A 24704-nucleotide genomic window follows, 5' to 3' on the forward strand; every position below is an offset into this window, starting at 1 on the left:
AGTTCGATCATGGCAAAGCTGCGGCACGTCGCGCTGGCGGTCCAGGACCTCGAGGCGTCGGCCAAGTTCTACTGCGAGGCCTTCGAGATGGAGGTCGTCGGCGAGACCGAGTCGCCGATCGCCTCGGGTCTCTACCTGAGCGACGGGACGGTCTGCCTGGCGCTGCTCAACTACAAGACCGACGAGGCGGCCGGCCTGGAGCGCGGCAAGGACTACGTGGGCGTGCACCACTTCGGCTTCTGGTGCGAGGACCTCGACGAGCAGGCCAAGGCGATCACCGACCGGGGCGGGGTGTACTTCATGGACCTGCCGCTGGAGAAGGACTCGCTCTACTACGAGGCCAAGTACCGCGACCCGGACGGCATCGTCTTCGACATCACCCAGAACGGGTGGGTCGGGGCGCGCAAGTGACGGCGATCTCGCTGGGGAGGGTCTCCAAGACCTTCCCCGGCGGGGTGCACGCGCTCGACTCGGTCGACCTGGAGGTCGGCGAGGGCGAGTTCGTGGCCATCCTCGGCCCCAGCGGCTGCGGCAAGAGCACCCTGCTGCGCATCGTGGCCGGGCTGGAGGAGGCGAGCTCCGGCCGCGTCGAGACCGGCGACGGGATCGGCGTGGTCTTCCAGACCTCCAACCTGCTGCCCTGGCTGACCGTCGAGCAGAACGTCGGGCTGGGCGCCCAGCTCAAGGGCCGCAAGGTGGACACCGCGCCCATGCTGGAGACGCTGGGCCTGTCGGCCTTCGCCAGGAAATATCCGCACGAGCTGTCCGGCGGCATGCGCCAGCGTGCCGCGCTCGGCCAGACCCTGATCTGCGAGCCGCGCATCGTCCTGCTGGACGAGCCGTTCGGCGCGCTCGACGCGCTCACCCGCGACCGGCTCAACGTGGAACTGCTGCGGTTGTGGCAGGACCTGCGCCAGACGGTCGTGCTGATCACGCACAGCATCCCCGAGGCGGTCTTCCTGGCCGACCGCGTGGTCGTGATGACCGGCCGGCCGGGCGCGGTCGCCGAGGAGATGCGCGTGGAGATCCCCCGGCCCCGCGACCCGGCCGTCACCCGCGGCCTGCCGGAGTTCGCCGAGGCCGTCCTGCACCTGAGCAAGCTGATGGGAGTGGTCTGAGATGGCCGTGTTGCAGGGCATCGTCACCGCCACGCCGACCGCCTTCACCAAGGACGGGGACCTGGACGAGACCCGGTTCCGCGAGCTGGTCCGCCACCTGCTGAGCGAGGGCGTGCACGGCGTCTCGGTGGCCGGCAGCCAGGGCGAGTTCGCCGTCCTGGACCGCACCGAGCGGCTGCGGCTGATCGAGATCGCGGTCGAGGAGGCGGCCGGCCGGGTGCCCGTCTACGCCGGCACCGGCGCGATCTCCACCCGCGAGAGCATCGAGCTGACCAGGGCCGCCCAGTCGATCGGCGCGGACGTGGCCATGATCATCACCCCCTACTTCCTGTCGCCCTCCCCCGCCGAGCTGGCCTCGCACTACCGCCAGGTCGCCGCCGCCACCGACCTGCCGGTCCTGGCCTACAACAACCCGCCGCGCACCGGCGTCAACCTCACCGGCTTCACCCCGTTCGGCAACGTCGTCGGCATCAAGGACAGCAGCGGCGACCTCACCCAGGCCGTCGAGTACCTGCGCGGCGGCGCGCTGGTCTTCTCCGGCCGCGACACCATCACCCTGGCCCTGCTGCTGCACGGCGGCGCCGGCGCCATCTCCCCGGCCGCCTGCGTCTTCCCGCGCCTGCTGGTCCGGATGTACGGCGCGGCCAAGTCCGGGCGGCTGGAGGAGGCGCTGGCGATCAGCGACGCCCTCGCGCCGCTGCGCCGGGCCTGGGAGCTGGGCTCCTTCCCGGTCGTCATCAAGGAGGCGATGGCCCTGACCGGCCACGACCCCGGCCCGGCGCGCCTGCCCGTCGCCCCGCTCACCGAACCGGCCCGCGCCAAGCTGGCGGAGGTCGTCGCCAAGATCCAGGCCTTCGAGGCGGAGCTCGCGTGAGAGCCGAGACCGGGACCGTCCTCGACCGCCTGTTCCGGCAGGCCCGCACGGCCAACCGGTTCACCGCCGAACCGGTCGCCGAGGAGGTGCTGCGCGAACTCTACGATTTGGTACGGCTCGGCCCCACCGCGGGCAACCTGTGCCCGGCCCGTTTCGTCTTCGTCCGCACCCCCGAGGCCAAGGAGCGGCTGCTGCGCTGCCTCGACCCGGGCAACGTGGTGCGCACCCGCGAGGCCCCGGTCACCGTGATCATCGGCTGGGACGAGCGGTTCCACCACATGGCACCGGTGCTTTTCCCCGGCCGGGATGATCTGATAACGGCCCACGAGGGGGACAATAGGAGCAGCCACCGCCACGAGGTGGCGCTCCGCAACTCCAGCCTCCAGGGGGCGTATCTCATCATGGCCGCACGGGCGCTCGGCCTCGACTGCGGGCCCATGTCGGGATTCGACCGCGAGCGGCTGGAGGCGGAGTTCTTCCCCGACGGCCGGATCCGGGTCAACTTCCTGTGCAACCTGGGCCGCGCCGACCGGGAGGCACTCTATCCCCGCCTGCCCCGGCTCTCATTCGAGGACGCATGCACGCTTCTGTAGGCCAGACCCGGTCGGAGGAGATCCGGCAGCGCATCGCCGACGACATCGTGTCGGGGCGGCTCCGGCCGGGCCAGAAGCTCGACGAGCCCGCGCTCGCCGAGCGCTACCAAGTCTCCCGCACCCCCGTCCGCGACGCGTTGCGCCAGCTCAGCGGCACGGGGTTGGTGCGCATCCTGCCCAACAGGGGCGCGTGGGTGGCCGAGATCGACCCGCAGCAACTGGAGGAGCTCTTCGAGGCGTGCGCCGAGATCGACGCCCTGTGCGCCAAGCTGGCCGCGGTCCGGCTCACCGGCATCGAGCGCCGGCAGCTTGAGCTGGCCCACAGCCAGTCGTCGGCGTTCGTCAGCACCGGCGACGACGCCGGCTACGCGGTCTGCAACGAGCGGCTGCACGACCTGGTCTACCAGGGCAGCCGCAACCGGCCGCTGGTCGAGATCGCGCGCGGGCTGCGGCAGCGCGCCTCGCCCTTCCGGCTGCCGCAGTTCTACGTGCGCAACGAGCGGATGCGGGCCTCCTTCACCGAGCACGGTCAGCTCGTGACGGCCATCCTCGCCGGGGAGGCGGAGGCGGCCTACACCGCGATGCACGAGCACATCACCAACTCCTCGGTTCACGTGATCGAGTTCTTCAAATGACGGACGTCGCGGTGTTCCTGCACGGCATCGGGTCGGACGCGGCGGCCTTCGACCAGGTCGTCGAGCTGCTGCCCGCCGGGGTGCGCGGGGTGTCCTGGACCCTGCCGGGGTACGCGGGCACGCCGCCGCTCGCCGAGTCCGGGAGCTATGCCGACGCGCTCGCCGCCTTCCTGGACGAGCGCGGGATCGGGTCCTGCCACCTGGTCGGCAGCTCCATCGGCGCGCTCATCGCCGCCGAGACCGCCGCGCGCTTCCCCGAGCGGGTGCGGTCGCTGCTGCTGTGCGCTCCGGCGCCCGGTGGCGGGGGCGCGGCCGAACTGGCGGCGCGGGAGGCGCTGATCGCGCTCGGGCCGGAGCGGATGGCGGCCGAGCGGGTGCCCGTGCTCATCGCCTCCGGATCCCCGCGGGCGCTGGCCGCCGCGCGGGCCGCGACGCTGGCCCTGGACGCCTCGGCCTATCTGCGGGCGGCCCGGCTGCTGGCGTTCGGCGACATCCACCGGTGGCTGGCGGGGGTGCCTGCCGTACCGGTGGGGGTGCTGGGCGGGGAGCTGGACGCGGTCACGCCGGTGGCGACCTGCGCCCGGCCGGTGGCGGCGGCGATCCCCGGCGCGCGGCTGACCGTGGTGCCGGGCTGCGGCCACGTGCCCGAGCTCGAAGCCCCGGAGGCGGTCGCGGCGGAGCTGGCCCGGCTGATCGCCGCCACCCTCCCGGACGGGGCCGCGCCGGCCTGAGACCGCTAGTCGATCTCGCGGCGGCGGCCCGTCCACGGGTTGTACTGGCCGCCGTGCAGGCCGTGGAGGCCGTCGTCGCCGACGAGGGCGCGCCAGTGCTCCCGCCAGGCGGACAGGCCGCGGCGGATCGGCTCGGCCTTGGAGTCACCGATGATCTTGACGTCGCCCATCACGGCGTAGGCCTTGACGTGCACGACCGGGACGTCACGGCCGGGCTCGGCCTCCATGACGTCGACCTTCTTGTCCCCCATGATCGCGATGCCTTCGAGGTCGACGTCCACCCCGTCCGGCACGATGATCTTCACGTCGCCCATGACCGCGGTGGCCACGATGTCGATCCGGTTGCCGCGCACCTCCGCCTCGCGCAGGTCGAGCAGCACGTCGCCCATGACCGCGACGGCCCCGATCTCCGACTCCACCCGCCACTTCCCGCGCCGCTTGGAGTCGCCCATCACCGCCACGAACCAGCGCCGCTTGCGCTCGGTGTCCACCGGCTGCGGCGCGTACGACGCGGCCGAGACGGCGGGCAGGTCCTGGGTGAGCAGGGCGAGTTCGGCCTGCGTGCTGGCCGTGTAGGCCGCCCCCGTGCGTTCGGTGAGCTCGACCAGGGTCAACCGGCCGTCCACGGAGGCCTGCTTGAGGAGCTCCACCACGGCCTCGCGCTCGGCGTCAGACGCGCGCACTTCGTCCATAAGACGCAACATATCGCGTTTGCCGCCCGCTGCGCGTCCTCCGAAGGAAGGACTTCCGTTTGCTACTAGGGTCCTGAGCTATGCATGAGGAAGAGCTCTACCAGGCGGCGCTGTCCGGCGATCTGACGAAGGTCCGCGGGCTGCTGGAGCGGGGCGCCGATCCGAACCAGCCCGTCGAGGAGGGCCTGCCGCTGTGCGCGGCGGCGGCCTGGGACCGGCTGGACGTCATCGCCGCCCTGCTGGAGGGCGGCGCCGAGGTGGCGGCCCGGGAGGCCGACGGCTGGCACCCGCTGATGTGGGCGGCGGCCAACGGCAACGCCGACGCCGCCCACGCGCTGATCGAGGCCGGGGCGCCGGTGGACGAGCCGAGCGAGGGCGGCGAGACGCCGTTGACGCTGGCCGCGCGCCGCGGCGCGCTGGGCGCGGTGCGGGTGCTGCTGGACGCCGGGGCCGACCCCGAGAAGGCCGACGGCGACGGGGACACCCCGCTCGACATCGCCTCGGCGTGGGTGGGCGTGCACCTGGAGACCGCGCTGCTCGACCAGATCGGGCAGGAGGGCTGGGAGTACGTGGTGACCCGCCAGTTCGCCAAGGACGGCACCGAGCTGGTCACCGTGCACGGCCGCTCGGCCGAGGGCGACAGCGAGCAGGTGCAGGCCCAGCGCGGGCACGCGGCGGTCGCGACGCTGCTGGAGGACGCCACCGGCCTCTACACCCCGGTCGCGCAGCTCGTGGCACGGGCGCTGGCGCACCGCGACGTGGACGAGGACGCCGAGACGTGGTGGGTGGTGGCCGACTCGCTGGGCCGGCGGGCCGGCACGAGCGACGCCGAGGAGACCTACGAGGCGCTGTCCACCCTGTGCGTGAGCGAGGACGCGCGCGAGCGGGAGTTCGGCGTCGACGCCATCGCCCAGTTCGGCGTGACCGAGGACGGCGACAAGCCCTACCGCGAGCGCACGCTGCCGCTGCTGCAGAAGATGGCCACCACCGAGGGCAACCCGCAGGTGCTGCGCTCGGTCCTGTCCGCGCTCGGCCACCAGGGCGACCCGCGGGCGCTGCCGCAGGTGCTGGAGATCATCGGCCGGCCCGGCCACAAGCGGACCATGACCGACGCCATCGCGCTGGCCGACGTGCTGCCTCCCGACGGCGGCGAGGGGCTGGAGCTGCTGATCGAGATGACCGCCGACGAGTCCGACGAGGTGCGCGACTGGGCGACCGCCGGGCTCGCCAACCAGGCGGCCGACACCCCGGCCATCCGGGAGGCGCTGGCCGCGCGGCTGGACGACAGCGACCTGCACACCGTCGCCGAGGCCTCGCGCGGGCTCGCCCAGCGGGGCGACGCGCGCGCCGAGGCGGGGATCAAGCGGGTGCTGGCCGAGAGCGACGACCCGTACGACCGCGAACTGGCCGTGGAGGCCCAGGCCCAGCTCGGCGCCTGACCGCCGGCTCTCCTGAGGGCGGGTCAGGGGCCGGACAGGGCCGGGGCGCTCCGGAGGACCTGCCTGGCCAGCTCGGTGTCGCCGCCGAGCCGGGCGGGCAGGCTCTCGGCCGACCCGCGCCCGCCCAGCAGGAAGCAGAACTCGACCACGTCCGCGCTGATCGACACGTCGGCGTCCGTCCCGGGCGGGTCGCCCAGGCCGAGCGGGACCTGCCACCGCCCGCCGCCGGGCCCGGTCAGCGTCAGCTCCAGCACGTGCCCCGAGCCGTCGAGCCCCGACACCGCCAGCGTCCACGGCAGCAGCCGCGCGCACAGGTCGGCCGTCGGGTGGATGTGCTCGGGCACCGGGTGCGGCAGCGCCAGCCTCGCCGTGCGCGCCGCGTCGTCGGCGTGCACCCACGTCTCCAGGCTCCGGGCGAGCACCTGGTCGCCCAGCGGGGCCTCCAGCCCGTCCACCCGGACCGGGGCCGCCGGGTCCAGGGTCGCCAGGTGCCGGCACAGCGCGTCGGCCTGCGCCCGCCAGTCGCGCCGCGTCTGCTCGGGGCTGCGGGCCCGCTCGTGCTCCTGGACCTGCGCGGTACGGCCCGCCGCGTCGAGCACGCCGAGCGGCGGCCCCAGCACCGGAGCCCCCACCGCGTGCGCCAGCAGCCCGTCCTTGGCCGCCAAATGCGCCACGAGCTCCTGCAGCGTCCAGCCCTCGACGATGACGCGGTGCCAGTCGTCGTCGACCGCCGCGGCCAGCAGCGCGTCCATCGCCGCCACGCGCCCGGCGAACGGCTCGGCCCAGGGGGCGGTGCGCTCGGCGGGCCGGCGTCGCGCCCGCGCCCCGGCCAGGAGCTGGGGCCGCAGCGAACGGCCCGGCTCGGCCGGCTCGGCCGTCAGGGCGTCGAGGTACAGCCGCTCGACGGGGTCCATCACCCCTCCTCCTCGGTGAGCTCCTCGGCCAGGCGCCGCAGCGCCAGCCGGATCCGCGACTTCGCCGTGCCCTCCGGCACGCCCAGCTCCTGCCCGACCTGGCGGTAGCTCCGGCCGCCGTAGTAGGCCAGTTCCACGACCTCGCGCAGGGCGCCGGGCAGCCGGGTGACCGCCTGCCGTACCCGCTGGGCCTCGTCGGCGGCCAGCACGCGCTCCTCCAGCCGCGCCGGTTCCGGCTCGAAGAGCCGGGGACCCAGCACCGACACCCGGCGGCGCTCCTCGGACCGCACGTGGTCGACCGCGCGGCGGTGCGCGATGGTGGCCAGCCAGGCGCGTAAGGAACCGCGGCCGGGGTCGTAGGCCAGCGGGCGCTCCCAGAAGATCAGGAAGACCTCCTGGGTGATGTCCTCGGCGACCACCCGGTCGCGGGTGACGCGCGCGGCGAGGCCGAAGATCAGCGCGGAGAAGCGGTCGTAGGCCTCCCCGAGCGCCGCCTCCTCGCCGCCGACCACGCGCTGGTGCAGCAGGCGGTCGTCGTCCGGCGCCTCCACTGGCACCACACTCCCAGCGTTCCGGTGATCCGCTGACGCCACTGTCTGAGCATGTCACTATTCGCCGGAAAAGTTGAGGCGGATGACCTACTCAGGGACGCGTCTCAAGCCGTGAGTGAAGGCGCAGGTGGTCCCGGCGATCGCGATATGTTCGGAGTCGTACGCGAAAGCTCTTGAAGGGATATAAGGCATGGCGACGACTCGCACCGCCACCACCCAGTGGAAGGGCGCCCTGCTCGACGGCTCCGGCACCGTCTCACTCGACTCCTCCGGCGTCGGCACCTTCGACGTCTCCTGGCCCTCCCGGGCCGAGGCGGCCAACGGCAAGACCTCCCCCGAGGAGCTCATCGCCGCGGCGCACTCCTCCTGCTTCTCGATGGCGCTGTCGCACGGCCTCAACGGCGCCGGCACCCCGCCGCAGTCGCTGGAGACCCGCGCGGACGTGACCTTCCAGCCGGGTGAGGGCATCACCGGCATCGTGATCACCGTCAAGGGCCAGGTGCCCGGCATCACCGCCGAGCAGTTCCAGCAGGCCGCCGAGACGGCCAAGGCCAACTGCCCGGTCAGCAAGGCGCTGACCGGCACGACCATCACGCTCGACGCCGAGCTCGTCGGCTGATTCCGCGGGTGGCGCTCGCCCGGCGGCTCTCGCGTGCGACAATCGGGACACATGCGAGAGGTTTGGCCGGGCGAGCCCTATCCACTCGGCGCCACCTGGGACGGGGTCGGCACCGGGTTCTCGGTGTTCTCCGAGGTCGCCGAGCGGGTCGAGCTGTGCCTGTTCCACGACGACGGCACTGAGGAGCGGGTCGACCTGCCCGAGGTCGACGGCTTCGTCTGGCACGGCTACCTGCCGGGCATCGTCCCCGGGCAGCGGTACGGCTACCGCGTCCACGGGCCCTACGAGCCGTCCCGAGGCGGGCGGTGCAACCCCGCCAAGCTGCTCATCGACCCGTACGGCAAGGCCATCGACGGCGACCTGGAGTGGAACGAGGCGCTGTTCTCCTACCACTTCACCGACCCCGCCAAGCGCAACACCGCCGACAGCGCCCCGTACATGCCGAAGAACGTGGTGATCAACCCGTTCTTCGAGTGGGGCAACGACCGCCCGCCCCGCACGCCGTACCACCAGACGGTCATCTACGAGGCGCACGTGCGCGGCCTGACGATGCGTCACCCGGCCGTGCCCGAGGAGCAGCGCGGCACCTACGCGGGCCTCGCGCACCCGGCGATCATCGAGCATCTGCTGGCCATGGGCGTGACCGCGGTCGAGCTCATGCCGGTGCACCACTTCGTGCCCGAGCACTTCCTGGTGGCGCGCGGGCTGACGAACTACTGGGGCTACAACACGATGGCCTACCTGGCCCCGCACGCCGCCTACTCCAGCGCGGGCACCCGCGGCGAGCAGGTGCTGGAGTTCAAGGCGATGGTGCGCGCGCTGCACGAGGCGGGCATCGAGGTCATCCTGGACGTGGTCTACAACCACACCGCCGAGGGCGACCACATGGGCCCGACGCTGGGCTTCCGCGGCATCGACAACCCGGCCTACTACCGGCTGCACGACGGGGACCGGCGCTACTACCTCGACTACACCGGCTGCGGCAACTCGCTCAACGTGCGCTCGCCGCACGCGCTGCAGCTCATCATGGACAGCCTGCGCTACTGGGTGCTGGACATGCACGTGGACGGCTTCCGCTTCGACCTGGCCGCGGCGCTGGCGCGCGAGCTGCACGACGTCGACCGGCTCAGCGCCTTCTTCGACCTGATCCAGCAGGACCCGGTGATCTCGCAGGTGAAGCTGATCGCCGAGCCGTGGGACGTGGGGCCGGGCGGCTACCAGGTGGGCAACTTCCCGCCGCTGTGGACGGAGTGGAACGGCAAGTACCGCGACGCGGTCCGCGACTTCTGGCGGGGGCATGCCGTACTGCCGGAGTTCGCCTCGCGGCTGTCGGGCTCCTCCGACCTGTACGCCTCCTCGGGCCGCCGCCCGGTGGCCTCGATCAACTTCGTCACCTGCCACGACGGCTTCACCCTCACCGACCTGGTCTCCTACGACCGCAAGCACAACGAGGACAACGGCGAGGACAACCGCGACGGCACCGACGACAACCGCTCCTGGAACTGCGGCGCGGAGGGCCCGGTCGAGGACCCGGACATCGTCCGGCTGCGCCGCCGCCAGCGCCGCAACCTGCTGGCCACGCTCTTCCTGTCGCAGGGCGTCCCGATGCTCTCGCACGGCGACGAGCTCGGGCGCACCCAGCTCGGCAACAACAACGGCTACTGCCAGGACAACGAGCTGACCTGGGTGGACTGGTCGATGATCGAGCGCGAGGGCGACCTGCTGGCCTTCGTCCGCAACCTGGCGAAGCTGCGCCGCGAGCACCCGGTCTTCCAGCGCCGCCGCTTCTTCCGCGGCAGCGCGCGCGGGCTGCGCGACCTGGTCTGGCTGACCCCGGCCGGGCGGGAGATGAGCGCCGGCGACTGGCAGACCGGCTACGCCCGCGCGATGGGGGCCTTCCTCAACGGCGAGGCGATCACCGAGCCGGGACCGCGCGGCGAGCGCATCGTGGACGACTCGTTCCTGCTGCTGATCAACGCCCACCACGAGGACATGACCTTCACCCTGCCGGGCGAGGAGTTCGGCGCGTTCTGGGTGACCGAGCTCGACACCAGCGACGAGCTCTCCCGCGACGAGCCGTTCCCGGACGAGCACTGGACGCCCGGCTCGCTGGTCGCGGTCACCTCGCGCAGCGTCCAGGTGCTGCGCCACCCGCGCTCCGGGCGCGCCTGAGCTAGACCCGCGCGGCGGTCAGCAGCACCAGCACGAACGTGGTCAGCCCGGCCAGGCCGTGCACCGCCACGGCCACCAGCGGGAAGCCGCGCTCGGCGCCCTTGGCGTGCCGTCCGGCGCCGAGCCAGCGGGTGAACATGGTGAAGCCCAGCAGCGCGGCGACGGTCAGGACGCCGAAGGCGGCCCACGCCATGGAGCCGGCGCCGGTGACCAGGAAGATCCCCCAGCAGACCAGCGCGCTGACCGCGAAGACGGGGTGGGAGAAGATCAGCAGCACCGGGAAGCGCGTGACCTTCGTGGCCTGCTGCCGTAAACCGCCCCCGGAGAGCCAGATGTAGAGCAGGTAGACCCCGACCAGCGCGGCGACCAACCACGGCACGAGAGTGACCAGCCCCAACCGAGCCTCCCTGGAGTCCCTGATCTCACTCGCCACGTAAGCACATCAGCGCACGTACGTCACGAGATACGGGCAAAGTGCTATGGCCGCCCCGAAAAGCCACCGGTCCGTGGCCGTGTGTCAAGGTAGACGGGTGCGTCGAATCTTTCCCGACCCGGCCGAGGACCCCGACCTGATCCAGGCCTACGCCTATCCGGTCGACCACTGGCTGCGGGTCAACATGGTGGCCAGCGCCGACGGGGCCGCATGGGTGAAGGGCCTGTCCGGTGGCCTGTCCGGCAAGGGCGACCGGCGCATCTTCGGGGTCCTGCGCGGGCTGGCCGACGTGATCGTCGCCGGCGCCGCGACCGTCCGCGCCGAGGGGTACGGCCCGGCCAAGCCGCGCGAGGGCCGGGAGGTGCCGCCGCCGATCGCGGTGGTGACCCGGCGGATGGACCTCGACCTGGGCGGCACGCTGTTCACCGAGGCCCGCACCCGGACGATCGTGATCACCTGCGAGGCGGCGCCGCGCGACCGGGTCGAGGCGGCGGCCGAGCTGGCCGACGTGATCGTCGCCGGTGGCGACCGGGTGGACTTCCCCGCGGCCGTGGAGTTCCTGCGGATGCGCGGGCTGACCCGCATCCTGTGCGAGGGCGGCCCCCGGATCAACGCCCAGCTCGCCGCCGACGACCTGATCGACGAGCTGTGCCTGACGGTGAGCCCGCTGTTGATCGGCGGCGTCGCGGCCCGCATCCTGAACGGCGAGGCGTCGCACGTGCCGCTCCGCCTCACCCAGGTCTTGGAGGAGGATGGGGTCCTCTTCCAGCGATATGTACGGGAGCGTGCCCGATGACCCAGCCGATCGACCCGTACGAGGACCTCCAGCTCGACCTGCCGGTCATGCCGCCGGTCGCGCCGATGCTGGCCAAGGCGGTCAAGGCGATGCCCAAGCAGGACGGCACGCTGTTCTACGAGCCCAAGTGGGACGGCTTCCGCTGCATCGTCTTCCGCGACGGCGACGAGGTCTTCCTGGGCAGCCGCAACGAGCGGCCCTTCACCCGCTACTTCCCCGAACTCGTCGAGGCGATCCGCAAGGAGCTGCCGGACAAGTGCGTGCTGGACGGCGAGATCGTCCTGCGGCAGGGGCAGGAGCTCGACTTCGAGATGCTCCAGCAGCGCATCCACCCGGCCGCCTCGCGGGTGAAGATGCTGGCCGAGACCTACCCGGCCTCCTACATCGCCTTCGACCTGCTCGCGCTGGGCGAGGAGTCGCTGATGGAGACGCCCTTCGCCGAGCGCCGCGCCCGGCTCGTGACGATCTTCCCCGGCGAGTCCGACCCTGCCCGGTCGGTACGGCTGACGCCGGTCACCACCAACGAGGAGCGCGCCGGCGAGTGGTTCGAGATGTTCGAGGGCGCCGGCCTCGACGGCATCATCGTCAAGCCCGGCACCGAGCCGTACGTGCCGGACAAGCGCACCATGTTCAAGGTCAAGCACGACCGCACCGCCGACGTGGTGGTCTGCGGGTACCGCGAGCACAAGAGCGGGCCGATCGTCGGCTCCATCCTGCTCGGGCTCTACAGCCCGGACGGCAAGCTCCACCACGTGGGCGTGGCCGCCTCCTTCCCGATGGCGCGCCGGGCCGAACTCGTCGAGGAGCTCGCGCCCTACCGGGCCGAGCTGGGCGAGCACCCGTGGGGCGAGTGGGCCGACCAGGCGATCCGCAACATGGGCGAGGCGGCGGCCACCCCCTCGCGCGGCGGGCAGCGCATGCCCGGCGCGGTGTCGCGGTGGAACGCCAAGAAGGACCTGTCGTTCATCCCGCTCCGGCCCGAGCTGGTGATGGAGGTCGCCTACGACCAGATGGAGGGCGACCGGTTCCGGCACACCGCCCACTTCCGGCGCTGGCGGCCCGACCGCACCCCCGAGTCCTGCACCTACGAGCAGCTCGAACGGCCGGTGGGGTACCAGCTCGACGACATCCTCGCGCGGTGATCGCCCGGCCGACGTAGGCTCGCGGCATGACCACCCCCTCGCCCGGGGACGAGCTCCGGGCCGCCGTCTCCGCTCGCCGCGACCTCGGACCCGAGTTCGAGGACGCCTTGGTGGAGTCCTTCCTCGACAAACTCGGCAGCGAGGTCGACCGGCGCGTCGATCAGCGGGTCGCCGCCGCCGAGGTCGCCACCCCGGCCACCCGCGACGGCCGGTCCGACGGCATGCGGCTGGCGCTGGCGATCGTCTCGCTGGCGCTGGGCACGATCGTCACCATCGCCATCCTCGCGACCACCAAGGGCGCGCTGGCGCTGATCCCGGTGTGGGCGGGGATCGTGCTGGTGAACGTGGTGTTCACCCAGTCCACCCGCAAGCCGTAGCCCGCGCTCAGGTGAGCCAGACCAGGCCGGCGAACCGGCCGGTTACCTGCTCCCGGCGGTGGGAGTAGAGCGCCTCGTCCTCGATGGTGCAGCGCGCGTCGTGCCGGACGTCGGAGACGCCCGCGGCGCGCAGCTGGGCCTCGATGCCGGCCCGCAGGTCGAGGGCGGGGGTGCCCCAGGACGTCGTGGACCAGGTCTCCGGCACCTTGGCGGCCACCCGGGCGCGCAGGTCCTCGGGCACCTCGTAGCAGCGCCCGCACGCCCCCGGGCCCACCAGGGCGACCAGGTCGCGGGCGCCCTTGGCCCGCATGGCCTCGACCAGGGCGGTGGCGATGCCCGCCTCGGTGCCCGGGCGGCCGGAGTGGGCCGCGCCCACCAGGCGGGCCACCGGGTCCCCGATCAGGATCGCCGGGCAGTCGGCGCCCAGCGAGGCCAGGGCCAGGCCGGGCACGTCGGTGAAGACGCCGTCCACCGGGGGCGGGTCGGCGCCGAAGGGCTGGGCGGCGTAGGCGATGTCCGCGCCGTGGACCTGGCGCATGAACACGATGCCGTGCACGCCCAGCTCGGCGGCCAGGGCCTCGCGGTTGCCGCGGACGGCCTCGGGGGTGTCGCCCACCAGCCCGCCCAGGTTCCGTGAGCCGTAGGGCGGGGTGGACAGGCCGCCGTGCCGATCGGTGACGGCCACCTGCACGCCGGGTGCGAGAAGCATGCCGCCCAGCATAGAACGCGCCCGCCGATCGCCTGGCCCAGCCTCTCCCTCGCACTGACAAGCAAGCGTATGCTTGGCGACGTGATCGTCTACCGTAACCTGATCGGCGGCGAGCTCCGGCCCGCCGCCGACGGCCGCACACTCGACTCGGTCAACCCCGCCACCGGCGAGACCTGGGCCCGCATCCCCCGCAGCGGACCCGCCGAGGCCGAGGCGGCGGTGGCCGCGGCCAGGGCGGCCCTCCCCCGCTGGGCGGCCATGCCCGCCCTGGGCAGGGCCCGGTACCTGCGCCAGGTGGCCGACCTGTTCACCCGGCACGCCGACGAGCTGGCCAGGCTGGAGACGACCGACAACGGCCGCGTGCTCCGCGACACCCTGCACCGCGACCTGCCCGGCATGGCCTTCCTGTGGCAGCTCGCCGCCGGCCAGGTGCTGGACGCGGTCAAGGGCGACACCGTCCTGCTCGGCCCGGACGCGCTCGGGCTGACCCGGCGCGAGCCGTACGGGGTGGTGGCCTGCGTGATCCCCTGGAACTCCCCCGTCTCCACCTTCTCCGCCAAGGCGGCCTTCGCGCTGGCCGCGGGCAACACCGTGGTGGTCAAACCCGCCGAGCAGGCCAGCGCGTCGGTGCTGCGCCTGGCCGAACTGCTGGCGGAGGTCTTCCCGCCCGGCGTGCTCAACATCGTCGCGGGCCTGGGCGAGGAGGTGGGCGAGGCGCTGGTGGGGCACCGCGGCGTGCAGAAGGTCAGCCTGACCGGCTCCACCGAGACCGCCCTGCGCATCACCCGTACGGCCGGCGTCAAGCCGATGACCTTCGAGCTCGGCGGCAAGTCCCCGGTGATCGTCTTCGACGACGCCGACCTCGACCGCGCCGTGGACGGGGTGACGGTCAACTCGATCTACACCGGCAACGCCGGCCAGGTCTGCGTGGCCGGCAGCCGCATCCTGATCCACCGCCCGATCTGGGCGGAGCTGATCCAGCGCATCGCCGAGCGGGCCGGCAAGCTCGTCCTGGGCGAGCCGCTGGACCTGGCCACCGAGATGGGCCCGATCGTCTCGCGCGAGCAGTACCGGCGGGTGGTCTCCTACCTGGAGCTGGCCGAGGCGGAGGGCGCGGAGCGGGTGTTCGGCGGGCGGTACGGCGCGGCGGTGGTCGAGGCGCTGCCGGGCGGCTACTGGGTCGAGCCGGCGCTCTACACCACCACCGACAACGGCCTGCGGATCTGCCAGGAGGAGATCTTCGGCCCGGTCGCGGTGGCCCTGCCGTTCGACACCGAGGCCGAGGCCGTACGGCTGGCCAACGACTCCCGCTACGGCCTGGCCGCCGGGGTCTGGACCCGTGACCTGGGCCGGGCCCACCGGATGATCCGCGATCTGGAGGCCGGCACGGTCTGGGTGAACACCCACCGGCAGATGCCGCCCGGGCTGCCCTTCGGCGGCGTCAAGGACAGCGGCTACGGGCACGACGCGATGATCGAGTACACCCGGGAAAAGGCGGCGATCATCCAGATATAGTCCGTGCCATGGCCGAGCTTTCCGTGGCGGAAGCCCAGTCGCGGGCATCGCTGCTGCGTTTCCGCGCCGAGTCCTATCTCGCCCTGCACCGCCACGACGACGCCCTCGCCGACCTGAGCCAGGCGATCGAGCTGGTTCCGGACGACCCGCGCGCCTGGCGCAGCCGGGGCGAGTGCCACCGGCTCAGCGGCGAGTACGAGGCGGCGCTCGCCGACTTCGGCCAGGCGCTCAAGCTGGACCCGGACAGCGCCTACGCGCTGGGCTCGCGCGGTCAGGCGTACGCCGCGCTCGGCAACGCCGCCGCGGCGGTCGCCGACTTCGAGCGGGCGCTGGCGCTGGAGCCGGAGACGGCGTGGATCCTGACCTCCTACGCCGACGTCCTGGCCGACCTCGGCCGTTTCGAGGACGCCCTGGCGGTGCACAAGCGGATCATCGGCCGGTACGGCACCGCCGACGCCTACGCGCACCGGGGCGACCTCTACCAGAGCATGGACCTCTACCCCGAGGCGATCGAGGACTTCACCCGGGCCGTCGAGGCCGACCCCGCCCATGCCCGGGCCTACGCGCAGCGCGGGGAGTCGCTGCGCATGCTCGGCCGGGACGAGGAGGCGCTGGCCGACCTCAACCGCTCGCTGGAGCTCGACCCCGACAACGAGCGCACCCTGGGCAGCCGGGGCGCGGTGCTCAGCGACCTGGGACGGCCGGAGGAGGCGCTGGCCGACCTCGACCGGGCGGTGGAGCTCGACCCCGGGTACGTGTGGGCCTTCCGGGTGCGCGGGGAGATCCTGCAGGAGCTCGACCGGCACGAGGAGGCGATCGCCGACTTCTCGCGGGCGCTGGAGCTGGAGTTCGGTGAGGCGTAGACACGTGGACAAGGACCGAACAAGGTTCTAGATTCGCCGCATGGGCATCGGACTGACCGACGAACACCGCGCGCTGGCCGCCTCCGCCGCCGGATCGGCCCGCAAGGGCGACCTGCTGCGGCCCGAATGGACGGGCCTGCACGTGCCTGAGGAGTTCGGCGGGCAGGGGTTCGGGCTGCTGGAGCTCTGCGTGGCGCTCGAAGCGGTCGGCGAGGACCTCGACTCCGGCCCGTTCCTGGCCACCGCCCTGGTCTCCGCCGTCCTGACCCGCACCGCCGAGCCCGCCCGCTGGGCCGCGCAGCTCGGCGGCCTGGCCGGGGGCACGCTCACCGCCGCCGCCGGCCTGCTGCCGGGCCGCGCGCTCGGCTCCCCCGACGCCGACCTGTTCCTGCTGCCGACCCCGAACGGCTGGGCCCTGCTCGACCGGCCGGACGCCGCCACCTCGGACAGGGCGGAGAACGGGCTCGATCTGGACCGGCCGTTCTTCGCCGCCGTGCCGCTGGCCGTACCGGCGGAGCGGCTGGTCGGTGAGGCGCCGGTGAAGGAGCTGGCAGCCGTGCTGCTGGGCGCGGAGGCGTGCGGGGTGGCCGCCTGGGCGGTGCGCACCGCGACCGGCCACGCCAAGGTCCGCGAGCAGTTCGGCCGCCCGATCGGCCAGTTCAAGGGCGTCAAGCACCGCGTCGCCGCCGCCTTCGTCGCCCTCGAACAGGCGCGGGCCGCGGTCTGGGACGCCGCCCGGGCCTGGGACGAGGGCGACACCCCGCAGACCCGCCTGGCCACCGCCGTCGCCGCCGTCCTCGCCCCTGACGCGGCCGTCGGCTGCTGCGCCGACGCCATCCAGGTGCTCGGCGGCCTCGGCTACACCTTCGAGCACCCCGCCCACCGCTACTACCGCCGCGCCCTGACCACCCGCCGCCTCACCGCGGGCCCGTGGGCCGAGCAGGCCCTCGATCTGGCCCTCTCCGGGGTACGGCGGAGCATGGACCCGGACCTGCCGCCCGAGGCCGAGCCGTTGCGCGAGGAGCTGGCCGGGATCGCCGCCGAGCTGCGCGCCGCCGAACCCCTCGACCGGCTGGCCCGCTTCGCCCGGGATGGCTGGATCATGCCCCACCTGCCCCGCCCCTGGGGCCGCGCCGCCACCCCGCTGGAACAGGTGATCATCCACCAGGAGTTCCCCAAGCGCCCCAACCTCGGCATCGCCGCCTGGGCCGTCCCCTCCATCGTCCGGTACGGCACGCCCGAGCAGCAGGACCGTTTCCTGCCCCGCACCTTCACCGGCGAGCTGGTCTGGTGCCAGCTCTTCAGCGAGCCCGGCGCCGGCTCCGACCTGGCCGGGCTGTCCACCAGGGCGGTGCGGGTCGAGGGCGGCTGGTCGCTGACCGGCCAGAAGGTCTGGACCTCGCTGGCCCAGTACGCCCACTGGGGCATCTGCCTGGCCCGTACCAGCCCCGACCGGCCCAAGCACGAGGGCCTCACCTACTTCCTCGTCGACATGGCCGACCCCGGCGTCACCGTCCGCCCGCTGCGCGAGATCAACGGCGAGGAGATCTTCAACGAGGTCTTCCTGGACGACGTCTTCGTCCCCGACGACCTCGTGGTCGGCGAGGTCGACCAGGGCTGGCGGGTCGCCCGCGACACCCTCTCCCACGAGCGTGTCGCCCTCGGCGACTCCTGGGGCCCCGGCGCCCGGCACACCGACCTCGCCCGCCTGCTCGCCGAGCTCCCCGGCACCCGCCAGGCCGACCGCGAGCGCGCCGGCCGCCTCTGGGCCGAGGGTCAGGCCACCTCGGCCCTGGGCCTGCGCGTCACCCTGTCCCAGCTCGCCGGCGCCGACCCCGGCCCGGCCTCCAGCGTCCGCAAGCTCCTCGGCATGCGCCACTTCCAGGCCGTCGCCGAGTTCTGCTGGTCCCTCGCCCCGGACGACCCGCACTGGTCCCGCATGATCCTCGCCACCCGCGCCTTCACCATCGGCGGCGGCACCACCGAGATCCAGCTCAACATCATCGCCGAACGAGCCCTCGGCCTGCCCCGCGATCCGTGATGACGCGATCTTGCGGTGGACGTGCAGGTTTGGGATATTCGCCCGATGTCGACCGAGTTGATAGACGAGACGAGTCCCGTACAACGCGCGAAACGCCGCCGGCGCTGGCCGGCCGCAGTGCTCGCGGCGGTGGCGGTGCTCGGCCTCGGCGCCGGCACGCTCCTGTGGCAACGCCACGCGGCCGGCGTGGTGGCCCAGTCGCCCCCGGACCTGCCCCTTCCCAAGGGCGGCGCCTTGCGTGTCTTCCTCTGTGTCGGCGACGTCAGGGGAGAGCCGTGCGACGGGCAGTCGATCACCCTTGAGCAGAAGCAGGCCGTGGAAGCGCAGCTTCGCGCGCTACCCGGCATCACAGCCGTCCGCTTCGAGGATCAGGCCATGATCTGGGCAGGGCTCTACAAGCCGGCGATCGACGCCGGCTGGCCGGGATCGATCACGCAACAGGACATCCCGGAGGCGTTCCGGGCGGATCTCTCCGAAGTTTCGGAGGCCACCGCGAAGCCCTTCGAGGCCCTCCCGGGCGTGGCCGAGGTCTCGTGGCGCCGGACCGGCTTCTGGGCAGGAATGACCGACCTCCGAGTGAAGCTGTGCGGTTATGGGACCACGGCTCGCGTCGACTCCCACTGCGAGGGCCGCAGCCTGGCGACCGACGCCGAGCGGCAGGTGATCCTGGATCGTCTCCAGGCTCTGCCGGAGATCGCGGAGCTCTACCTGGAGAACGCCGAGCACGCGACCAAGGACCTGGAGAACCAGGCGCCCACCTCACCCGGGTTCATGGAAGGCGCCGACTACCTGCCCGGCTCCTCCTTCCACGTCAAGCTGACCGATCCGGCGGGAGCGCAGGCGGTTCGTGGTGCCATGGCCGGACTGCCCGGCATCGACGAGGTCGAGGACGACAAGGATCCCGAATGGTGGTGACAAGCTCAGCCTGACTCGTCCTCCTGGTGGCGGGCGCGGCTGGGCTGGACGCGCATGGGCTCGCCGGGCATCTTCGGGTAGTTGGGCGGGTAGGGGAGGTCGCCGCGGTCGTCCTTGGCGAACAGGTCGAGGAGGGGATCGAGGGAGTAGGCCTGGTCGTCGATGGTGGCGTGGACGTCGCCGAGCTCGGCGAAGCGGGCCGGGACGGTGCGGACGGTGAAGGACTCGGGGTCCACGGTCTCCAGTTCCTCCCAGGTGACGGGCGTGGAGACCTGGGCGTTGGGCTTGGCGCGCACGGAGTAGGCGGCCACGACGGTGCGGTCGCGGGCGTTCTGGTTGAAGTCGATGAAGACGCGCTCGCCGCGCTCCTCCTTCCACCAGGCGGTGGTGACCCGGTCGGGGGCCCGGTCGGCGATGGCGCGGGCCAGGGCGATGCCGGCGTGCCGTACCTGGACGAAGTCCCAGCGCGGCTCGATCCGCACGGCCACGTGCACGCCGCGGCTGCCCGAAGTCTTGGGGTAGCCGGTCATGCCGAGGTCGGCGAGGACGTCACGGCAGAGGAAGGCGGCCTCGCGGACGGCGTCGAAGCCGAGGCCGGGCTGCGGGTCGAGGTCGACGCGCAGCTCGTCCGGGTGCTCGACGTCGGCGGCACGCACCTGCCAGGGGTGGAAGTCGATCGTGCCCAGGTTGGCGCAGTAGGCGATCGAGGCCACCTCGGTGACGCGCAGCGAGTCGGCGGTGCGCCCGCTGGGGAAGCGCACGGTGACCGTCTGCAGCCAGTCGGGGTGCTTGGGCGGCATGCGCTTCTGGTAGATCGCGTCGGTGTGGATCCCGTCCGGGTGCCGTTTGAGGTTGGTCGGGCGGTCGCGCATGGCGCGCAGGGCGCCCTCGCCGACGGCGATGTAGTACTCGACCAGTTCGCGCTTGGTGATCCCGGCTTCCGGGAAGTACACCTTGTCGGGGTTGGTGACCTTGACGGTCCGTTCCCCCACTTCCAGCTCAATGTACGGCGAGGCCATGGCAGCAACCTACCCCCAGGATCATCGCAAGGCCCCCTTGTGGTGGCCGCCGGGCACGCGGGTGTTCACGGCGGGGCGGGGCGGCGGAAGGCGGGTCCGGCCCGGAGCCGCACGATGGCGGGACCGGGGCTCGACGGGCCGGACCCCAGGCGACCACTCGGTCCCGCCGTTCCGGACGCTGGCGCGCCGCCCGGCCGGCCTGTCGATCCTGCCGTCGGCTCCAGCACGGGCGTGGGCTGTGCCGCTCGGCGGATCCGCCGATGGTCCCCTTGGAGAGGCACTCAACCCCTCCATGACGATAAAGACGCAGAATCCCCCCGGAATGGATGCTTGTCCGATGGAGATCTCTTTTTGCGGACACCGTAGGCTGAGGTCATGGACAAGGTGGTCAAGACCGACGCCGAGTGGCGGGTCCAGCTCTCGCCAGAGGAGTTCCACGTGCTCCGGCAGGCCGGCACCGAACGGCCGTTCTCCGGCGAGTACGTGGACACCAAGACCGAGGGCGTCTACGAATGCCGCGCCTGCGGGGCCGAACTGTTCCGCTCGGACGCCAAGTTCGACTCGCACTGCGGCTGGCCCAGCTTCTTCGAGCCGGGCGATTCCGAGGCGGTCCGGCTGATCGAGGACCGCAGCCACGGCATGGTCCGCACCGAGGTGCGCTGCGCCCGCTGCGACTCGCATCTCGGGCACGTCTTCCACGGCGAGGGCTATTCGACGCCGACCGACGACCGGTACTGCATCAACTCGGTGTCGCTGCGGCTGGTGCCGGCCGAGTAGGTCACCGGCCCGGTTCGGGGTGGGTGACCCGGCAGTTGCCGTCGCCGGGGCCGAGGATGTTGGCCAGGACGGGGTTGCCGTTCTCGCCGAACTCGGCCTGGACGAAGACCACGGGGTCGGCGACGCCCTGTTCCTTCAGGTAATCGACCCCGCGCTCGCACAACGTGAGCGCGGGTGCGGAGTTGTTCGCCGACTCCGGCAGATCGGTGTAGATGCGTAAATATCCGCCGACCGTGCGCACGTCCTTGATGCGCTTGACCGCCTTGTCCGCCGGGCCCCACCGCCGGGTGAAGTAGGCCGCGGCCTTGCGGTCGGTGTGCTTGGACGCTCGGGCCGGCTTGTCCGGCGTCTTGGAGGCCGCCGGAGCGGGGGTCTCGTCGACGATCACCGGGACCACCCGGCCGGGGGCCGCCGCCGCGACGGCCGGGCCGGACTGCTCCACCGTGCCGAGGACGAGGTATCCGCCTCCGGCGAGGCCCGCCGCCGTCAGGACGGACAGAGCGAGCCCCCAGCGACCACGCGCCGCCCGACGACGGCGTCCACCACTGGAACGTGCCACCTGCCGATTGTGGCAAAAGCCGTCCGGCGCCGCCTGCCGTACGACCAAACGGGTCTTAGGGCAGCGTGGTGAGCAGCTCGCGGACGGCCTTGCGCACGCCGGTGTAGAACGGCACCTCGATGCGGGTGTGCCGGCGGGCCTCGGCGCCGCGCAGGTGCCGCATGAGGTCGACGATGCGGTGCAGCTCGTCGGCCTCGAAGGCGAGCATCCACTCGTAGTCGTTGAGCGCGAAGCAGGCCACCGTGTTGGAGCGCACGTCGGGGTAGTCGCGGGCCATCTTGCCGTGCTCGGCGAGCATCGTGCGGCGCTCGGTGTCGTCGAGGAGGTACCAGTCGAGCGAGCGCACGAACGGGTAGACGCAGACGTAGCCGCGCGGCTCCTCCTCGGCCAGGAAGGCCGGGATGTGCGACTTGTTGAACTCGGCCGGGCGGTGCAGGGCCATCGCCGACCAGACCGGCTCGGTGCGGCGGCCGAGGCTGGTGCGGCGGAAGCGGGTGTAGACGTCCTGCAGGTCCTCGGGCGTGGGGGCGTGCCACCAGAACATGAAGTCGGCGTCGGCGCGGAAGCCGGCCACGTCGTAGGCGCCGCGGGTGACCACGTCCTTGCCAGCCGCCTGCTCCAGCAGCTCCTCGACCTCGTCGGCCATGCCTTCGCGGTTGCCTGGGCAGGGTTCGGTCACGCGGAAGACCGACCACATCGTGTAGCGGATCACCTGGTTGAGGTCGCGCGCCTTGAGCCGTTCAGTCATGCCTTCAAGCCTACTGAGATCCGCGCCGCCGCCTTACTCGCGGTGGCGATGCAGGCCGGCACGCCCAAGCCGTCGTAGGCCGCGCCGCACAGGGCCAGGCCCGGCTGGACGGCGACCGCCGCGCGGATGCGCGCCACGCGGTCGAGGTGACCCACGTTGTACTGCGGCAGCCCGCCGCCCCAGCGGGTGACGCGGCTGTCGGCGGGCAGCCCGCGCACGCCCATGACGTCGGCCATCTCGGCGGTGGCCAGCGAGATGAGCTCGGCGTCGGTGCGCTGCAGGAGGTGCTCCTCGCCGATGCGGCCGATGGAGCAGCGCAGGATGACGAAGTCCTTGCCGAGGTGGGGCCACTTGACCGAGCTGAAGGTGACCGCCTTGACCGGGCGGCGCTCGACGGCCGGCACGAGGTAGCCGCTGCGCTCGGGGACCTGCGGGAAGGCGTCGCGCGGGTAGGCGAGGGTGACGACGGCCATGCTGGCGTACTCGATGCGGGCCAGCTCGTCGGCGGCCTTGGGCACCTCAGCGCGCAGCAGCCGGGCGGCGGGGGCGGCGGGCACGGCCAGGATGACCGCGTCGGCCTCGATCACCTCGGGCCGCGGCACCGGCCCGGCGACCAGCCGCCAGCCGCTTTCGGTACGGCGCAGCTCGCGGACGGTGACGCCGGTGCGGATCTCGGCGCCGGAGGCGCGGGCGACGGCGGCGGGCAGGCTGCCCATGCCGTGCCGCAGGGTGGTGAAGACCGGCCCGGCGTCCTTGGGCGTCTCGCCGGCGATCTGCCGGGCGGCGGCCAGCAGCGAGCGCTCGGAGCGGGCGAGGGTGGCCACGCGGGGCATGGTGGCGTCCAGCGAGAGCATGTCGGCCCGGCCCGCGTAGACGCCGCCGAGCAGCGGCTCGACCAGCCGCTCGACCACTTCTGCGCCCATCCGGGCGCGGATGTAGGCGGCCACCGAGACGTCGGTGCGGACCAGGGTCGCGGGCAGGATCTGGTCGAGCGGCACGCGGGCCACCCCGGCCGGCGAGAGCACGCCCGAGCGGACCAGCTCGGTGAGGTCGGAGGGCACGCCCATGACCTGGCCCTTGGGCAGCGAGCGCAGCTCGCCGCGGCTGTAAACGGCCGAGCTGGTGGTGCCCGGGTCCATCAGCTCGTCGCCGAGGCCGACCAGTTTGGCCAGCTCCTTGCCCTCCGGGCGGCGGGCCAGCATCGCCTCGGCGCCCGCGTCGACCATCACCCCGGCGACCTCGCCGGCGTGGAGCTTGCCGCCGATGCGCGGCGAGGACTCCAGGACCGTGACGCGGACTCCCGCGCTCTCCCGGAGATACCATGCCGCGGCCAGTCCCGAGATGCCGCCACCGACGATAACCACATGCGCGTCCACGGAATCCGACGCTATCGCGTGATGCAGTGGAGTGCGTACCGTGATCAGTCCGTGACGGCACCGCCCGCGCCGGAGCCGTCATTAGAGACATGAGCAGATTACGGTCCACGCAACTGGCGCTCACGGGGGTGTGCGCGGCCCTGACGCTGGCCGCCTGCGGAGGCGGCGGCACCTCCTTCGGCGGCGCCTCCTCCGAGGCCGGAGCCCCGGCGATGGCCACCGCCCCGCCCGCGGCGCCCGAGGAGCAGGCCAAGGCCCCGCGGGGTGAGTCGATCACCACAGACGTCAAGGTGACCCAGCAGGAACGGAAGATCATCTATGTGGCGAGGATCACCATCCGCGCCAAGGACGTCGCCGCCGCCTCGGCCAAGTCCAAGACGATCGTCACCGCCGCCGGCGGCTACCTGTCCAAGGAGGACTCCAGCTCGGCCGATCAGAACGAGGGCCGGGCGACGCTGGAGTTCAAGATCCCGCCCGAGCGCTACCAGGAGGTGCTGACCGCCTTCGGCAAGGACCTGGGCCAGCAGCTCTCACTCAACCAGAACACCGAGGACGTGACCCTCCAGGTCGCCGACGTGGACAGCCGGCTGAAGTCGGCCGAGGAGGCGCTGGCCTCGCTGCGCACCCTGCTCGGCCAGGCCAAGACCATCGGCCAGGTGCTGGAGGTCGAGCGCGAGATCCGCAACCGCGAGTCGGAGCTGGAGTCGCTCCAGGCCCAGCAGAAGGAGCTCGCCAGGCAGACCGGCATGGCCACCGTGACGCTCCAGCTCATCGGCCCGGTCGTGCCCGCTCCCGAGCCGGAGGAGGACCCGGCCGGCTTCCTGGAGGGCCTGCGCGACGGCTGGGACGCCCTGGTGGCCTTCCTGAAGATCGTGGTGACCGTGCTCGGCGTGGTCCTGCCCTGGCTGCTGGTGATCGTGCCGGTGTTCCTGCTGGTGTCCTGGCTGGTACGGCGCCGCCGCCCCGCCTATCCGGCCCCGCCCGCGCCGCCCGCGCCCGCTCCCGACCCGGCGCCCGAGGAGCCCGGCGGGCCGCCCGCGGTGCAGGAGAAGGAACCCGTCTAAAGCGAATCCATAACGCGACGCGATACTCCGTA

At 72.6% G+C, this 24704-nt stretch carries 27 protein-coding genes; 18 read left to right on the forward strand and 9 right to left on the reverse strand.

The annotated features are described in order from the left end of the window. Window positions 1-9 precede the first annotated feature (9 nt). Genes AB0I67_RS11005 through AB0I67_RS11030 form a run of 6 tightly spaced genes read left to right on the forward strand, consistent with a single transcriptional unit; the run spans window position 10 to window position 3951 of the window. A complete protein-coding gene (locus AB0I67_RS11005) occupies window positions 10-411 on the forward strand; it encodes a VOC family protein (protein WP_357921127.1) in 402 nt (133 codons plus the stop codon). Continuing rightward, on the forward strand, window positions 408-1118 hold the full coding sequence (locus AB0I67_RS11010; RefSeq protein WP_357921130.1) for an ABC transporter ATP-binding protein: 711 nt from the start codon (window positions 408-410) through the stop codon (window positions 1116-1118). The genes AB0I67_RS11005 and AB0I67_RS11010 overlap by 4 nt, the downstream gene beginning before the upstream one ends. Before the next feature lies 1 nt (window position 1119). Then, on the forward strand, window positions 1120-1992 hold the full coding sequence (locus AB0I67_RS11015) for a dihydrodipicolinate synthase family protein (protein WP_357921133.1): 873 nt from the start codon (window positions 1120-1122) through the stop codon (window positions 1990-1992). Beyond that, window positions 1989-2585 (forward strand): malonic semialdehyde reductase, encoded by a 597-nt coding sequence (locus AB0I67_RS11020; protein ID WP_357921135.1) that lies wholly within the window; start codon window positions 1989-1991, stop codon window positions 2583-2585. The genes AB0I67_RS11015 and AB0I67_RS11020 overlap by 4 nt, the downstream gene beginning before the upstream one ends. Continuing rightward, complete coding sequence (locus tag AB0I67_RS11025) at window positions 2570-3220, forward strand: GntR family transcriptional regulator (protein WP_357921137.1); 651 nt, start codon at window positions 2570-2572, stop codon at window positions 3218-3220. The genes AB0I67_RS11020 and AB0I67_RS11025 overlap by 16 nt, the downstream gene beginning before the upstream one ends. Next, window positions 3217-3951, forward strand: coding sequence for an alpha/beta hydrolase (locus AB0I67_RS11030; RefSeq protein ID WP_357921140.1), 735 nt, complete (start codon window positions 3217-3219; stop codon window positions 3949-3951). Before AB0I67_RS11025 ends, AB0I67_RS11030 begins: the two co-directional genes overlap by 4 nt. 5 nt (window positions 3952-3956) lie before the next feature. Here the strand turns inward: AB0I67_RS11030 and AB0I67_RS11035 are convergent, their stop codons facing one another. Further along, the gene (locus AB0I67_RS11035; RefSeq protein ID WP_357921141.1) at window positions 3957-4643 is read right to left on the reverse strand and encodes a DUF1707 domain-containing protein; all 687 of its coding nucleotides are present in this window, start codon (window positions 4641-4643) and stop codon (window positions 3957-3959) included. An 80-nt stretch (window positions 4644-4723) separates the two neighbouring features. Here AB0I67_RS11035 and AB0I67_RS11040 point away from each other — a divergent pair, with 80 nt between their 5' ends. After that, window positions 4724-6082, forward strand: a complete 1359-nt coding sequence (locus AB0I67_RS11040; protein WP_357921144.1) for an ankyrin repeat domain-containing protein — start codon at window positions 4724-4726, stop codon at window positions 6080-6082. Between the two features lie 23 nt (window positions 6083-6105). On the opposite strand, the gene AB0I67_RS11045 is transcribed toward AB0I67_RS11040, so the two are convergent. Next, window positions 6106-6996 (reverse strand): maleylpyruvate isomerase family mycothiol-dependent enzyme, encoded by an 891-nt coding sequence (locus tag AB0I67_RS11045; RefSeq protein WP_357921147.1) that lies wholly within the window; start codon window positions 6994-6996, stop codon window positions 6106-6108. Beyond that, entirely contained in the window at window positions 6996-7556 is a 561-nt protein-coding gene (locus AB0I67_RS11050; protein WP_357921150.1) for a sigma-70 family RNA polymerase sigma factor, read from the reverse strand. The genes AB0I67_RS11045 and AB0I67_RS11050 overlap by 1 nt, the downstream gene beginning before the upstream one ends. A 181-nt stretch (window positions 7557-7737) precedes the next feature. Here AB0I67_RS11050 and AB0I67_RS11055 point away from each other — a divergent pair, with 181 nt between their 5' ends. Together AB0I67_RS11055 and glgX are read left to right on the forward strand one after the other, a co-directional pair. Further along, the gene (locus AB0I67_RS11055) at window positions 7738-8166 is read left to right on the forward strand and encodes an OsmC family protein (RefSeq protein WP_357921152.1); all 429 of its coding nucleotides are present in this window, start codon (window positions 7738-7740) and stop codon (window positions 8164-8166) included. Between the two features lie 51 nt (window positions 8167-8217). Next, the gene (gene glgX, locus AB0I67_RS11060) at window positions 8218-10338 is read left to right on the forward strand and encodes a glycogen debranching protein GlgX (protein WP_357921155.1); all 2121 of its coding nucleotides are present in this window, start codon (window positions 8218-8220) and stop codon (window positions 10336-10338) included. Window position 10339: 1 nt separating this feature from the next. Here the strand turns inward: glgX and AB0I67_RS11065 are convergent, their stop codons facing one another. Continuing rightward, a complete protein-coding gene (locus tag AB0I67_RS11065) occupies window positions 10340-10735 on the reverse strand; it encodes a hypothetical protein (protein WP_357921158.1) in 396 nt (131 codons plus the stop codon). A gap of 133 nt (window positions 10736-10868) precedes the next feature. On the opposite strand from AB0I67_RS11065, the gene AB0I67_RS11070 reads away from it, so the two are divergent. Genes AB0I67_RS11070 through AB0I67_RS11080 form a run of 3 tightly spaced genes read left to right on the forward strand, consistent with a single transcriptional unit; the run spans window position 10869 to window position 13086 of the window. Further along, window positions 10869-11567, forward strand: coding sequence for a pyrimidine reductase family protein (locus tag AB0I67_RS11070; protein ID WP_357921161.1), 699 nt, complete (start codon window positions 10869-10871; stop codon window positions 11565-11567). After that, complete coding sequence (locus AB0I67_RS11075) at window positions 11564-12709, forward strand: ATP-dependent DNA ligase (protein WP_357921164.1); 1146 nt, start codon at window positions 11564-11566, stop codon at window positions 12707-12709. The genes AB0I67_RS11070 and AB0I67_RS11075 overlap by 4 nt, the downstream gene beginning before the upstream one ends. 26 nt (window positions 12710-12735) lie before the next feature. Beyond that, entirely contained in the window at window positions 12736-13086 is a 351-nt protein-coding gene (locus tag AB0I67_RS11080) for a hypothetical protein (RefSeq protein WP_357921167.1), read from the forward strand. Window positions 13087-13093: 7 nt separating this feature from the next. Here the strand turns inward: AB0I67_RS11080 and pgeF are convergent, their stop codons facing one another. Continuing rightward, window positions 13094-13795, reverse strand: a complete 702-nt coding sequence (pgeF, locus tag AB0I67_RS11085; protein ID WP_357921170.1) for a peptidoglycan editing factor PgeF — start codon at window positions 13793-13795, stop codon at window positions 13094-13096. A gap of 81 nt (window positions 13796-13876) precedes the next feature. On the opposite strand from pgeF, the gene AB0I67_RS11090 reads away from it, so the two are divergent. Genes AB0I67_RS11090 through AB0I67_RS11105 form a run of 4 tightly spaced genes read left to right on the forward strand, consistent with a single transcriptional unit; the run spans window position 13877 to window position 19129 of the window. Continuing rightward, entirely contained in the window at window positions 13877-15310 is a 1434-nt protein-coding gene (locus AB0I67_RS11090) for an aldehyde dehydrogenase family protein (protein ID WP_357921173.1), read from the forward strand. Between the two features lie 8 nt (window positions 15311-15318). Continuing rightward, complete coding sequence (locus AB0I67_RS11095) at window positions 15319-16173, forward strand: tetratricopeptide repeat protein (protein WP_357921176.1); 855 nt, start codon at window positions 15319-15321, stop codon at window positions 16171-16173. Between the two features lie 40 nt (window positions 16174-16213). After that, window positions 16214-18214 carry an acyl-CoA dehydrogenase gene (locus tag AB0I67_RS11100; RefSeq protein ID WP_357921178.1) on the forward strand — a complete coding sequence of 667 codons (2001 nt, stop codon included), beginning with the start codon at window positions 16214-16216 and terminating at the stop codon, window positions 18212-18214. A 15-nt stretch (window positions 18215-18229) separates the two neighbouring features. Further along, the gene (locus AB0I67_RS11105) at window positions 18230-19129 is read left to right on the forward strand and encodes a permease-like cell division protein FtsX (RefSeq protein ID WP_357921181.1); all 900 of its coding nucleotides are present in this window, start codon (window positions 18230-18232) and stop codon (window positions 19127-19129) included. A gap of 5 nt (window positions 19130-19134) precedes the next feature. On the opposite strand, the gene ligD is transcribed toward AB0I67_RS11105, so the two are convergent. After that, window positions 19135-20148 (reverse strand): non-homologous end-joining DNA ligase, encoded by a 1014-nt coding sequence (ligD, locus tag AB0I67_RS11110; protein WP_357921184.1) that lies wholly within the window; start codon window positions 20146-20148, stop codon window positions 19135-19137. A gap of 375 nt (window positions 20149-20523) precedes the next feature. On the opposite strand from ligD, the gene msrB reads away from it, so the two are divergent. After that, window positions 20524-20925, forward strand: coding sequence for a peptide-methionine (R)-S-oxide reductase MsrB (gene msrB, locus AB0I67_RS11115; protein ID WP_357921187.1), 402 nt, complete (start codon window positions 20524-20526; stop codon window positions 20923-20925). Between the two features lies 1 nt (window position 20926). On the opposite strand, the gene AB0I67_RS11120 is transcribed toward msrB, so the two are convergent. Genes AB0I67_RS11120 through hemG form a run of 3 tightly spaced genes read right to left on the reverse strand, consistent with a single transcriptional unit; the run spans window position 20927 to window position 23608 of the window. Further along, entirely contained in the window at window positions 20927-21484 is a 558-nt protein-coding gene (locus tag AB0I67_RS11120; RefSeq protein ID WP_357921190.1) for a hypothetical protein, read from the reverse strand. A 55-nt stretch (window positions 21485-21539) separates the two neighbouring features. Beyond that, window positions 21540-22232, reverse strand: coding sequence for a hydrogen peroxide-dependent heme synthase (gene hemQ, locus AB0I67_RS11125; protein ID WP_357921193.1), 693 nt, complete (start codon window positions 22230-22232; stop codon window positions 21540-21542). Next, the gene (gene hemG, locus AB0I67_RS11130; RefSeq protein WP_357921196.1) at window positions 22229-23608 is read right to left on the reverse strand and encodes a protoporphyrinogen oxidase; all 1380 of its coding nucleotides are present in this window, start codon (window positions 23606-23608) and stop codon (window positions 22229-22231) included. The genes hemQ and hemG overlap by 4 nt, the downstream gene beginning before the upstream one ends. Window positions 23609-23697: 89 nt before the next feature. Between hemG and AB0I67_RS11135 the strand changes: the two genes are divergently transcribed. Beyond that, a complete protein-coding gene (locus AB0I67_RS11135; protein ID WP_357921199.1) occupies window positions 23698-24672 on the forward strand; it encodes a DUF4349 domain-containing protein in 975 nt (324 codons plus the stop codon). Window positions 24673-24704: the final 32 nt, after the last annotated feature.

Origin of the sequence: Nonomuraea sp. NPDC050310, from assembly GCF_040655795.1 — a bacterium.
In the GTDB taxonomy this organism is placed as follows: domain Bacteria; phylum Actinomycetota; class Actinomycetes; order Streptosporangiales; family Streptosporangiaceae; genus Nonomuraea.